Annotated in this window: 13 protein-coding genes; 4 read left to right on the top strand and 9 right to left on the bottom strand. The window is 39.3% G+C overall.

Features of this window, described 5'->3' with window-relative positions; translation table 11 throughout:
- Positions 1-7: 7 nt before the first annotated feature.
- Positions 8-634, bottom strand: a complete 627-nt coding sequence (locus tag FTV32_RS00145) for a LysE family translocator (RefSeq protein ID WP_180027498.1) — start codon at positions 632-634, stop codon at positions 8-10.
- 166 nt (positions 635-800) lie between these two features.
- Between FTV32_RS00145 and FTV32_RS00140 the strand changes: the two genes are divergently transcribed.
- Positions 801-1,256 carry a GNAT family N-acetyltransferase gene (locus FTV32_RS00140; RefSeq protein ID WP_180027497.1) on the top strand — a complete coding sequence of 152 codons (456 nt, stop codon included), beginning with the start codon at positions 801-803 and terminating at the stop codon, positions 1,254-1,256.
- An 11-nt stretch (positions 1,257-1,267) separates the two neighbouring features.
- Here the strand turns inward: FTV32_RS00140 and epmA are convergent, their stop codons facing one another.
- The 7 genes from epmA to FTV32_RS00105 all read right to left on the bottom strand — a co-directional run bounded on the left by epmA (position 1,268) and on the right by FTV32_RS00105 (position 8,500).
- Entirely contained in the window at positions 1,268-2,248 is a 981-nt protein-coding gene (gene epmA / locus FTV32_RS00135; protein ID WP_373683267.1) for an EF-P lysine aminoacylase EpmA, read from the bottom strand.
- Complete coding sequence (locus tag FTV32_RS00130; protein ID WP_180027495.1) at positions 2,245-3,312, bottom strand: 4-phosphoerythronate dehydrogenase; 1,068 nt, start codon at positions 3,310-3,312, stop codon at positions 2,245-2,247. Before FTV32_RS00130 ends, epmA begins: the two co-directional genes overlap by 4 nt.
- A 110-nt stretch (positions 3,313-3,422) precedes the next feature.
- Positions 3,423-4,589 carry a type III PLP-dependent enzyme gene (locus tag FTV32_RS00125; RefSeq protein WP_180027494.1) on the bottom strand — a complete coding sequence of 389 codons (1,167 nt, stop codon included), beginning with the start codon at positions 4,587-4,589 and terminating at the stop codon, positions 3,423-3,425.
- A gap of 119 nt (positions 4,590-4,708) precedes the next feature.
- Positions 4,709-4,942 carry a phosphopantetheine-binding protein gene (locus FTV32_RS00120; RefSeq protein ID WP_180027493.1) on the bottom strand — a complete coding sequence of 78 codons (234 nt, stop codon included), beginning with the start codon at positions 4,940-4,942 and terminating at the stop codon, positions 4,709-4,711.
- Entirely contained in the window at positions 4,939-5,589 is a 651-nt protein-coding gene (locus tag FTV32_RS00115) for an isochorismatase family protein (protein WP_180027492.1), read from the bottom strand. Before FTV32_RS00115 ends, FTV32_RS00120 begins: the two co-directional genes overlap by 4 nt.
- A 15-nt stretch (positions 5,590-5,604) precedes the next feature.
- On the bottom strand, positions 5,605-7,269 hold the full coding sequence (locus tag FTV32_RS00110) for a (2,3-dihydroxybenzoyl)adenylate synthase (protein WP_180027491.1): 1,665 nt from the start codon (positions 7,267-7,269) through the stop codon (positions 5,605-5,607).
- A gap of 1 nt (position 7,270) precedes the next feature.
- Complete coding sequence (locus FTV32_RS00105) at positions 7,271-8,500, bottom strand: isochorismate synthase MenF (protein ID WP_180027490.1); 1,230 nt, start codon at positions 8,498-8,500, stop codon at positions 7,271-7,273.
- A 160-nt stretch (positions 8,501-8,660) separates the two neighbouring features.
- Between FTV32_RS00105 and FTV32_RS00100 the strand changes: the two genes are divergently transcribed.
- On the top strand, positions 8,661-9,431 hold the full coding sequence (locus FTV32_RS00100; protein ID WP_180027489.1) for an SDR family oxidoreductase: 771 nt from the start codon (positions 8,661-8,663) through the stop codon (positions 9,429-9,431).
- A gap of 36 nt (positions 9,432-9,467) precedes the next feature.
- On the opposite strand, the gene FTV32_RS00095 is transcribed toward FTV32_RS00100, so the two are convergent.
- Positions 9,468-10,790, bottom strand: a complete 1,323-nt coding sequence (locus FTV32_RS00095) for a condensation domain-containing protein (RefSeq protein WP_180027488.1) — start codon at positions 10,788-10,790, stop codon at positions 9,468-9,470.
- 230 nt (positions 10,791-11,020) lie between these two features.
- Between FTV32_RS00095 and FTV32_RS00090 the strand changes: the two genes are divergently transcribed.
- Complete coding sequence (locus FTV32_RS00090; protein WP_180027487.1) at positions 11,021-11,830, top strand: siderophore-interacting protein; 810 nt, start codon at positions 11,021-11,023, stop codon at positions 11,828-11,830.
- 37 nt (positions 11,831-11,867) lie between these two features.
- The gene (locus FTV32_RS00085; protein ID WP_180027486.1) at positions 11,868-12,818 is read left to right on the top strand and encodes an ABC transporter substrate-binding protein; all 951 of its coding nucleotides are present in this window, start codon (positions 11,868-11,870) and stop codon (positions 12,816-12,818) included.
- Position 12,819 lies beyond the last annotated feature (1 nt).

Raw genomic sequence — 12,819 nt, 5'->3', positions numbered from 1 at the left:
TCGTATTTTAAAAGAATGATTGTTGAAAATATTTAAAAGAATCAATCATTGGTTTAATGATCGAAGCCACTAATAATAGCGCCATACTGTAATTGAAGATCTTTAGATGCTGTGGCGTACGCACCAAAGTTTGTAATTTTTCTCCGAGTATTCCCCAAGCTCCCGTGCATGGAATACAGACTAACCCAAACACAACACCCAAAATGATATACCAATAAAATTCACTGCCTGCAGCTAAATAAGTCGTCACCGCGCCCATTGCCATAATCCAAGCTTTTGGATTGACCCATTGAAATAATGCAGCTTGCAAAAAAGTAATGGGTTTCGCTTGAGTTTTATCTAATTCAACTGAGCCTGATTGAGCAATCTTAATCGCTAAATAGATTAAATAAGCAATACCGATCAACTTTAGAATTTCGTAAACCAATTGATTTTGACTCAGTAATGTACCAATTCCTAGACCAACCAAAATCACCATGACCCCAAAACCGATTGCTACACCTAAAATGTGTCCATAAGTCGCACGGAGTCCAAAGTTCACTCCTGAAGTTGCGACCATCAAATTGTTAGGTCCAGGTGTTATGGATGTCACAAATGAATATAGAACAAAGGATATAAATATAGAAAAAGACATATAGTCGCCTATGATTATTTTTTTAAATCTTCACGTTGGAAAGATGAATTAAATCCAATATTAAAAGATAAAATATTAAATTTATCTAAACAAAATACATGAAAGATTAAATTATTTAAACATACTTCAATTCATACTTATAAACCATGTTTCAAGAGCCACGACAATGCTGATTAGACCTGTAGATTCAAACCATGATGTTGCAGCGATCGCTGAATTGACTACCCAACTCGGCTATCAAACTCGGACAGAAGTTATGAAAGAACGTTTAATGAGGTTGCAAGCCCAGGAGCGTTATACAACCCTAGTATTTATCGATCATGGACAAGTTATCGCATATATTGGTTTTGTTGAAGAAATATCATGGGAATGTGCTGATCCGTATTTTCGCATTCTAGTACTCATTGTAGATCAGGCGCATCGCGATAAAGGGATTGGTCAAAAACTGTTGGCTCACGTTGAACATATAGCCAGTCAACAAAGTATTCAAAGAATTGTGGTCAGTAGTGGTAATCGTGCTGAACGATTACCTGCACATCAGTTTTATTTAAATCACGGTTTTAAAGCATATAGCACAACATTTGTCAAAATAATAACTCCTCAAGATCGTCCTTTATCCTGAAGAGAAAAATCTTATGAGCGATCAGCAGGAAATGTAATCACTTGCTCTAATTTCATTTTCTCTGTTGCCACCATCAGTAAACGATCGATCCCCAATGCGATACCTGAGCATTCTGGCATTTCAGGCAATGCTGCTAAGAGATTTTCATCTATTGGCATAACATCTAAGCCTAATTTTTCGCGTTCAGCATTATCAGCTTCAAAACGGGAACGCAATACATCTGCATCAATCAACTCATCATAAGCATTTGCTAACTCTAAGCCCTCAATGTATAGCTCAAAACGTGCTGCAACCAATTCCCCATCTTCATCAACTCGAGTTTTTGCAAGAGAAGCAAGTTCTGGTGGAAAATCCGTTAAAAATACAGGCGTATCAAAACCTAAGCTCGGTTCCACCATATGCGAAAATAACAGGTCGATATATCCTAGACGATCATCACCCAGATCTAGATTTAACCCAACACGATTACAACAATCCTTTAATTCCTTTAATGTGGATTTAAGTGGATTGAGATCTAAGCGATCTATAAATGCATGTTTATAACTTAAAATCGTAGGTCGCACTTCGCCAAAACGATGTGCCAAAGTGACATTGAGTAAATCTGTAACTTCAAACATTAAGTCTTTGAGACTTAAATCAGGTCTATACCACTCAAGCATGGTAAATTCACTGTTATGTTTACGGCCATGTTCATCATCACGAAAAACTTTACAGATTTGATAAATTGGCCCTACTCCTGCTGCCAACAGGCGTTTCATGGCAAATTCTGGTGAAGTTTGAAGATAGTGCTTTTTCAAATGACCATGCACATGACGGCTTGCCTCAACTGACGCCAAGTGGACATCGGTTACTCCAGCATGAGATAAAATTGGAGTTTCCACTTCCAAAACATCACGTTCTAAAAAAAATTGGCGAATCTGTTGATACATCTTCGCTCTGGCTTTCATGGCTGTAAGATCGCAAGTTGGTAGATAGCTCAGAGAGTCAGTCACGCTTGCGGCCCTCCATGAGCAGCCCATTCACGGCGTAATGGATAGGTTTTACGTAATTGATCAAATGAGGCTTGATCTACTTTCCCATCTTTGAGGCATGCTCTTAAGTTCTGATCATCTCTAAAGATATCGTAGATATGGTTTAATTGAGTTTTCAGCGTGTGCTTGAGATCACTATTGTTAAAATATTGTTCACATGTAGGCAATTGGGTTTCGAACTGTTTTGAAGGCTGATGGCCGAAATGCTGACAAAAAGCATCATAAATCATCTGGGTACCACGCGCTTTACCCTCAAGACTATAACCCGCAATATGAGGTGTCACCAATTGCACAAGATCCAGTAACTCCTTCGTAATGACTGGTTCATGCTCAAAGACATCTAGTACAACTTTACGACCTGTTGCTCGAATATCTACAATCAAAGCCTGTTCTTCAATGACTGGACCACGGGCAGAATTAATTAAAAATGTAGATGGTTTAAGCTTTTTTAAGGTCTCAGCATTAAACATATGTCGAGTTGCATGCATCCCTGAAGTGGTTAATGGCACATGGATAGAAATTGCATCTGCTTTTGAAAAAACTTCATCTAAAGTGACTTGCTGAATATTTTCTCTTTGTACAAAAGGATCAACCCCGATGACGTTCCATCCCAATAGTTTCGCCATATGTGCGAGTCGAGAACCGACATTACCCAGTCCAATAATGGCTAAAGTGAAATCTTGTTCTGCATCTAGCAAATGAGGATTTAGAGCTAATAACGCCGTAATAACATATTCAGAAACAGCTTGGGCATTACATCCTGCAGCATTTGACCATTGAATATTTTGCTGTTCAATTGCTGGAATGTCCAAGTGATCTGTGCCGATCGTTGCACTACCCACAAAGGTTAATGCAGTATTTTGAATGAGGGCAGAATTCACTTTCGTCACAGAACGTACTAATAAAGCTTCAGCATCGACCACATCTTCATGCTTTAAGGTACGACCAACTTTATTATAAATATCGCCAAATTCTGAAAAGAAATAATCTGTGAATGCGAGATTTTCATCTGCAACGATTTTCATGAGCCTACCCATCAAGATTTTAGCATTATGATAACGCTTCTGTGAGGGTTAGGCTATGTGGCTCGCAGCTTGAGCGACTGACTACCAACCACATAGCACCATTCCTAAAATCAATCTAAATAGAACGTTTTTAAAGGTGGATAACCATTGAATTCGACCGAAGCATAAGAGGTTGTATAAGCTCCAGTACTTAACCAATAGAGTCGATCTCCAATGCTCAAGTTTTTTGGTAACTGATAAGGCACTTTTTCATACATGATATCTGTTGAATCACAGGTCGGTCCTGCAAGCACAACACTTGAATGTTCATGTGCTGAATGCATTTTAGGTGTATATATAGGATATTTGATCATTTCACCTAAAGTTTCAATTAGTCCATTAAAGACGCCCACATCCGTGTACACCCATCGTTTATCATCATGTGCTGATTTATTGGCGATAAGAACAATCTCTGAAACAATCACACCAGCATTACCCACCAGCGATCTGCCTGGCTCCAAAAATAATATCACCTGATCATCAAAGTGTTCATCAAGATAGCGTTGAATCTCGTGCGCATAACTTTGAATACTGTCAACATCAGCTAAGTAATGTGCTGGGAAACCACCACCCAAATTGATTAATTGTAAACTGATACCGTATTGGTCTTTCAGAGTATTAAATATTTGCTTTACTATCCCTAAAGCTGAACGCCATACAGTGACATCACGTTGCTGACTACCAACATGGAATGACACGCCAAAGGGTATTAAACCCAATTGTCTAGCTTTCACCATTAAATCAACCGCCATATCTGGATGGCATCCAAATTTACGTGAAAGTGGCCAATCTGCTGTACCTCCTGACTCTACCATTGCCCTGACAAAGACTTTAGAGTTCGGTGCGAATTCGGCTATTTGGGCGAGATCTGCTTCCGCATCGGTGACAAATAAACGGATTCCTTTTTGGTAAGCATACTCAACGTCTGAAGCTTTTTTAATAGTGTTACCGTATGAAATACGATCTGGATGAATTCCACATTCAAGCGCTTTATCTAGCTCATAAATTGATGCGACATCAAAACATGAGCCAAGTTGATCAAGTTTATAAATAATTTCACGACCTGGATTTGCTTTCACTGCATAATAAATATGGGCTTTTGGAAAGCTATTTTGCAACTCTATAAATTGAGTTTGCACTTGATCTAAATCAACAACTAAAAAAGGGCTTTGCTTTGTTTCGGCAAAATTTTGGATTTTTTTCCATTGTTGATCAGAATAGTATTTTTCTAATTGCATGTAAGATCCACTCACGTTAGCGAATAATTTAACGAAAATGGCCTTTGGCTATAAGTACTTTGGCTAGGGCCGTTACTTGTGCATGTGTTGATTTTCAAGGCAGGCACATTTGTCTTACATTAATCTCTATTTAATTTAAGACGATCACTCCATTCATTCAACGTTGGCTCCTCCACCAGATCTTGAAATTCAATTTGAAAGCCTTTTTCACGTAGCAATCCAACCAGCGTCATAAGACTGACTGAATCAAGTCCTAACATAAATAAATTATCATCCTGCTGAATTTCATCTACAGGTAAATTCAATTGATGAGCGACCATATTTTTTAACTCAAGCATGCTTAATTCATTCATGATCTTTGCCCCTGACCTAAGGCGTTAATCACAGTCTGAGTATCCATGACTTTTGCACAGCGCCCAGTCGCATACTTTAGTGCAAAATCATGTTCTTCTCGGCTAAAATCCGCCAAGGCATCACCCACCATAAATGTTTGAATATCCAGCATAAATGCTTCTGCTGCTGTTAATAAGCAACCAATATGGGCATATACTCCACAAATCACTAATTGATCGCGATTGGCTTGTTTGATTTGCTGCTCAAAATCACTTTTTTTAAATGCGCTATAGCGCCATTTTGTTAGCACAGTGTCTTCATTTTTTGGTTGAAGTGGATCAATAATTTTGGTCAATGCTGGATCAGCTGACAAACCTTTACCCCAAAAATCCGTTAATAGTTGACGATGTTCTGGCGTCTGATCTCCAGGTTGTGCGGTGTAATAAACTGGAATTCCTAGTGCATGTGCCTGATCAATAAGGGCTTTACAATTTCGGATTAATGTGGGAATGGGCGCTTGAGTCTGATCGTAAAAATCTAAAAAATATTGCTGAACATCATGTACCAACAAAACCGACCGTGACGCATCTAAAGTCCAATCAACTTTGTTAACTGGAAAATCTTGAGCAGATGGCATGGGATAACTTGCAATACGTGGGATTGCCATATTTTATTTCCTTCGTTAAATCGTGTCTTCGGTTAGGCGTTTTCTGAGTTGTTTCTTGTCAATTTTGCCCAATGCCGTATAAGGCATTTCTTCAATAAATTCGATGCGATCTGGGATCTTATAGGTCGCCAGACCATAGGCTTGAACGAATTGTCTAATTTGCAGTTTCAGCCTTGTTTCTGATGCATCTTGGTTGTTAGGTCGCCATTGAATAAATGCACAACTTTTTTCTCCTAACATTGGATCTGGTTGTGCAACCAAGGCGGACAAGATGATTTGTTGGTGTTGATTTAAAACCTGTTCGACTTCTTCCGTCGCGATTTTTTCACCGCCACGATTAATTTGTTCCTTACTTCGTCCTTCAACAATAATATTGCCTTCTGGCGTTAATCGCACTAAATCACCAGTGCGATAAAATCCATCTAAGGTAAAAGCACTTCGGTTATGTTCTGAAGCCCGATAATAACCTCTAATGGTATAAGGGCCGCGAGTTAAAAGATGCCCCACCTCACCCAATGGCAGCTCGAGATCCCCCTCATCGACGATTTTAATTTCATCATCTGGACTTATACGAGAACCTTGGGTACCTATAATGACTTCTTTCGGATCATCGTAACGCGTGTAATTCACCAAACCTTCTGCCATACCAAATACTTGTTGTAATCGGCATTGGTATTGATCAATCAACTTTTCAGCTAAAGCATCTGGCAACCTTGCCCCACCGACCTGTAAAGCCGTTAATTTCTTAAAAATATTTGTTGCGCCGTTTTGAACAGCTTCAGCCCATGTTGCTGCTAATGCAGGGACAAGAGCAACATGCGTAATATGGTGCGCTTCAATGAGTGGAAATGCAGTTTGGGGAGAAGGATCTTTCGCTAAAACAAGTGTTCCACCTGCATAAAATAGACCCAATGAACCAGCCGAACTCATACTGAAATTATGTGCTACTGGAAGCACCATAAGCATACGGCTTTCTGTATCAAGTTCACAAATATCTGCACTGGCACGAACACTATACAAATAGTCATCATGTGTTCTTGGTATAAGTTTCGGTGTGCCAGTACTTCCCCCTGAAAGTTGAAAAAAAGCCACATGGCGAGCCGTTATTTTGGGCTTTGAAACCATATGATTTTTAAACGATGCAAGATTCGGCCAAGGATCAAAATCGCCTGCATCACCAACGACAATCACTTGCTGTAAAGTCGGACATCTGCGCTGGCACTCTTGCGCTAAGGATCTGTAATCAAAGCCTAGATGCTTATCTGCACAGATATACAATTTGGCATCTGTTTGCTGAATAAAATGACTTACTTCGGCATGACGGTGTGCTGGTAAACTCATCACTGGTCGCATCCCTATCCGCAAAGCTGCAAAATAAGCAATAAAAAACTCTGCTATATTTGGCATTTGAATCACAACAGCATCTGCCAGCCCATAGCCTTGTTTAGTCAAGAAGACTGCAAATTGTTCAATATTTTGATTCAGCTCTTGATAAGAATACTGGCGATCACCACAAATCAATGCCACCTGATTGGCAAATTTCTGGGCTGATTCTTGAAAAAACTCTGAAATGGTTTGACCTTTCCAATATCCCTTTTGAATGTAACGTTCTACGAATTCTTCTGGGTATGGCACGATGCCATCCCAGAGCAAAGACTCGTCATTTACATTTGCATTCATTTTATTCCCCATGATTTAAGTGCTGAGAATCTAAACCCAATGCATTTAACATCGTTTTAAATTTCACGATGGTTTCTGACAGTTCACTGGTCGGCTGTGAAGCTTCGACAATTCCTGCACCCGCATAAAGACGCGCATAATGGTCAAAGATTCGCCCACAACGTACATTCACTGCCCAAGCACCATTCCCTCTGGCATCACACCACCCCATGGTTCCAGCAAAAAGGTTACGGTTAAATGGCTCAAGTTCCGAAATCAACTGGCGAGCCATAGGTGCTGGTTGTCCACAGACTGCTGGCGTTGGATGTAAAATTGAGACCACATCAAAGATATGTTGCTCTGGATCTTTCAACGTTCCCTGAATTTTGGTCGCCAAGTGCCAAACCGCCTCGGTTTTAATCAATGAAGGTGATTTTGGGATATTGAGCGTTTTGCACAAGGGAGACAGTTGATCTGCAATGGCCTCGATGACCACGGCGTGTTCATGTTGATCTTTTTGTGAAGCAAGCAATTTTTCAGCTTGTTGTTGATCCAGTGCTGGATCTGTATGACGTGCTAATGTTCCTGCAACTGGGTGGCTAAACAAATATTCATTTTGCTTCGCAACGAGAAGCTCTGGACTTGCCCCCATAAACCAACCAGATTGTTTTGGGTTTTGGGCCAACGCAAATGTGTAGCCATCAGGATTAGAGGCCAACAACTGGTAAAATAAATCAATAATATTAATTTTGTGTTGGGTTTTAAGATCAATTGCCCGAGCCAATACTGCTTTTTCTAGCGGTGATGACTTCATCAATTCAACCAATTTAACGACACCAGCAATGTATTCCTCTTGTGCTGGGATGAGAGTCGCTTGTACTTGATCATCAAGAGAAGACTGAGCAGATTGATCAATGCGCTCATTTACAAATGTGTTTTTTGCTTCCGCAATCGAGATTTCTGGTAAATCTCGATGATCAAAAGGCAAGCTCCCGACCAAAATAAGATCTTTATTCGCTGTTAATTCAATTTTTTTTTGTAGTGTAGATTTTGCTTGTTCGAGCCACAGAGCTTGCTGCTGATTAAAATTTAAATGAGAAGCTCGGTCAAATTCGATATGTTCAATTAACTTTTTACTTGAAATGGTCCCCGTTGGCGTTGCGAACACGAAGCCAGGTTGATCTTCCTCAATTAACTCTTCCTTTTTTATGCCTATCATATTTTGAAAAACTGACGGTTCTATTGGCAACATATTTGTTCTCACGATTATCTGTTCGCACTGCGTGCATCAAACTTTCAACATTCACAAAAGGACAACCTCTAGGAGTTGAACGCAACCAATATAATAATTATTATTCCCAATTGAAAATGATTATCGTTTCAATTTGTTAATAAAATTAAAGGATACTTAAATGGGTTTATATATCGTGACGGGTGCAGCCAGAGGAATTGGTGCTGAAATTTGTCGTCAACTATTGCAGAAGGATTATCAAGTCATCGCAATTGATCGGATCGATGACATCAATCAATGGGAACTTTTTAAATTAATTCCTGAAGCATCACTCAACCATCTAGACCACATCAGCTGTGACATTCGTAAGACCAATGAAATTATTCAGCACATTGAAAATTCTATACTTTTTAAAGGCACGATCACGGGGTTAGTGAATGCTGTGGGGGTCTTAGAAATGGGATCTTTATTAAATACATCTGTTGAACAATGGCATGAAAATTTGTCGATAAATTTCATTGGCCCTGCCGAACTTAGTCGTTGGGTCGCTCACCAAATGATTCCGCAAAGAGAAGGTGCGATTGTGAGCATCAGTTCAAATGCAGCCCTCATTCCAAGAATGAATATGGGTCTGTATGCAACGACCAAAGCTACAGTGAGCCACTATTTTAAAAATCTCGCGTTGGAACTCGCGCCTCACAATATTCGCTGTAACTTAGTTTTACCTGGCTCAACCCTTACACAAATGCAAAAACAACTATGGACTGAGGATCGCCCTCCAGCAGGCATTGTCAACGGAAATCTAGAACAATTCCGAAATGGTATTCCATTACAAAAGATTGCTGAGGCTGAAGATATTGCCAATGCCGTGATGTTTTTACTTTCAGATCAAGCACGCCAAATCACAATGCACGAATTGGTGGTTGATGGTGGAGCAACTTTAGGCGTGTAACAGCCCTATTGCCCATTCAAAGGATAAACTGCCAGACTATTCTGGCAGTGGTTTGTGAATTTGAAGTTGTTCAAAAACAAGTTCTGGTTGAGCTAACCAAGTTTTCATCATCTCCATAAAATCATACCAATAAGCTTTAAGACTTGGCACATCATAGAGTTCTTTATGTCCGTCAACAGCGAGATATAATCGTTCGATACCATCAACAAACTTATTGGTAATCGCGGTATCAAAGTCTTCAATTGGGCCAGCGGATATGGTTGTTTTTGTTAACTTACACCCTTCGAAATGTTCAGGTAAAGGATAAGGAATCCAATTCACAATAGGTCCAAATAAGATATTTTCATAGGGATCAAAATCTTCTAATACAAATCGCATTTGCTCAAAATAGCTTTGCTGATGCGGTCGAATTTCGGCAAACCTTTTAGTTAATAATAAAATGATTTCTTTTAAGTTTTCTTGTCCAGTAATGCCCAACCTTAATGGCAGGATATTCATGACTAAGCAAGGAATACGCATAGATGAAGTTCCCAACCGAGACATAAAAGGTACCCCAAAGCATTGTTGAGGATCTTTAGAATGTTTTATTAAATAACTCATCATCACTGCCATGACGATAAGAGCACTGGGCAATTTTAATTCAGTTGCTAATGCATTTAATTGTAGCTGTGTAGACCAATCAATTACCTCTTCATAACGTGGCCCTTGTGAAAATGGTTCTTTTAATTTTCGTTTAAGTCGTTTCTTAGGGGCTTTCTCATACGAAAAATTAGCCTTCCAAAAGTCTAAATCTTTTTTAGCTTTTTCAGAGTGAAGGTAGTGCTGTTCTTCTGCAATAAACTTTTCATAATGATCGAACCCTTTAATTTTTAATTCAGTACCATTTTTGAGAGATTGATAATAATCAATAAATCGGCTAATCATCAGTCCGTAAGCGTAGCCATCTAATGCAACGTGATGCGCTTTAAAAAATAATCCGTACTTTTGCTCACCTAAGTGTGCAAACACATAGTCATATAAATGACCCGATTCTAAATTAAATGCTGGTTCTACTTCTTTCTCAGCCCACGCTAAAATTTCCTCCTCATCAAGCTGAGATAAATCAACGAAGCTAGGTTTCCGTATCGTCACATCATCTACTCGATAGACGTGTTCGCCCTGAACTAAAGCTCGCCAATGAAGCGATTTAGCTTCCTTTAATGTGAGATAAACTGCTTTTTGAAAAAGCTCTCGATCTAATGGTCCCTCAATAACCAACCACTCCGCCGTATGAAAAGGATAACTGCCATGATAATGATGTCCTTTCCACATACTGTGTTGTGCACGAGTTAATAGATCATGGGATTCATTGATTTGCATAAGACAACCGCATATTTAATTTTCATTATAAAATCAAAGCTTTACAAAATATCTTAACCTTCATATTTTGTGATTACACTTTGGCACAAAAAGATTATTAAATATAATGATTATCATTTGCAAATTTAATTTGTTTGATTTAGATTAATAACCATTCAAATCTATCGACTGACGCACGTATTACTGTATCGACGATCTTCACTCCATTGAAAAGTACAGAAGATTAAATAATGACGACACAATCTCCTCCTCTAGCTCGACATATTTCTGTCCATTCAACAGAACAAATTTCCACTCATTTACAGCGTATTAGGTTTAAAAGTGAAGATTTCACAGGTTATGCAAAATGTGATGGTGGTGCACACATCAAATTATTTTTTCCGAACCCAGATCAACAAGCACCTGACCTCCCGTTTCGAAATTCTTTAGGCAAAATTACGTGGCCAAATGGAAAGAAACCAATTACGCGGACATATACTGTTCGAGATTTCGATGAAGAACAGCAACTTTTAGTCATCGATTTTGTAAGACATGAAGATTTTGGTATAGCGGCTGATTGGGCAAAGCATGCGAGTCCAGGTGATCTGTTAGGTCTAGCTGGTCCAGGAGGACCAGCACGTTTTAAAATCGATGCAGAATATTGGATTTTTGTTGGAGATCTTTCAGCAATCCCGATGATCGCTGCCTCTCTTGAACAATTACCAAAAGACGCTCATGGTGAAGTTTGGATCGAGATCGAAGATGATTCAGACCAAATACATCTGAATAAGCCTGAACACATCAAGCTTCATTGGTGCAAAGGCCCTCATGAATTGAATAATAAAATCCGTGATTCTTTGCAAAACTTAGACTGGAAAAATAAAGATATTTCAGTATCACTGGCGGGTGAAAATTCAACGGTGGTTGAACTTCGTAAAATACTGAGACAAAACTTCCAGCTACCCAAGAGCAATTTATATGCTGTGCCTTATTGGAAGCAAGGTCACAACGAAGAGGCTTATCATGAGGAACGCCATCAAGTGATGGATGCCGTTGAATAAGTGAATAGAATTATTTTAATGAAATATGTAGAAAGATATGAAATATAAAATTGCAATTATGTTGAGTGCTATCACTCTCTTCACAGCATGCTCTCAGTCGAATGAACCTTCTTCACGAGACAGTAAAGCGACGGTTGAATCTCAAATAAATACGACACGACAAATTGAAGATGCTTTAGGTCGTCAAGTTACGATTCCTGTTCAGCCACAACGTGTTGTGGTTTTAAGTGAACTTGATTTGGATAGTGCTATTGCGCTTGGAATAAAACCTATAGGCAGTAGTTATGTTCGAGGTCAAAGTAATTTTCCAGATTACCTCAAAAATGAAACACAACAGATCGCCTCCGTCGGTAACTTTGGACAACCGAGCATGGAACAAATTCTAACGTTACAACCTGACTTAATTATTGCTGGAAGCATGATTGATACACAAATGATTAATCAATTGCAGCAAATTGCACCCACTGCAGTCAGTTTTGCACGCGGCGAGGCATGGAAAGACAGTTTCAAAAAGGTAGCTCATTTATTAAATAAAGAACAACAAGCCCAAAAAGCTCTAGAAGCGTACGATCAATATGCGCAAGAAGCTCAACAGAAATTACATGCTCAACAAGGTCAATCAGTCAGTGTCATTCGTTGGACAGCCAATGGACCTGTGTATATGTTAAATGATTCATTTGCGAGCCAAGTTTTAAAAGATATTGGCTTAACACGACCTCAACATCAGCAACAACCAGGTGCAAGCCATACGCCTCCAATCAGTCGTGAACGTTTTGATCAAATTGATGCAGACTGGCTCATCATTGGCAGTCATCTAAATGCGGAAAAGCAACTGGCAGAACTAGAAAAATTACCAGAATTCCAACGTCTTAATGCTGCAAAAAACAAGCATTATTTCGTGGTTGATGCATCTATGTGGACTGGCATAGGTGGACCACATGCTGCTCGACATGCTATTGATGATGTATTGAAGCATCTCCGTAATTAAC

The organism is Acinetobacter sp. YH16032, assembly GCF_013417345.1.
GTDB lineage: Bacteria > Pseudomonadota > Gammaproteobacteria > Pseudomonadales > Moraxellaceae > Acinetobacter.
The sequence above is the reverse complement of the archived record's forward strand: the minus strand, read 5'-3'. Positions and strand labels throughout refer to the sequence as shown.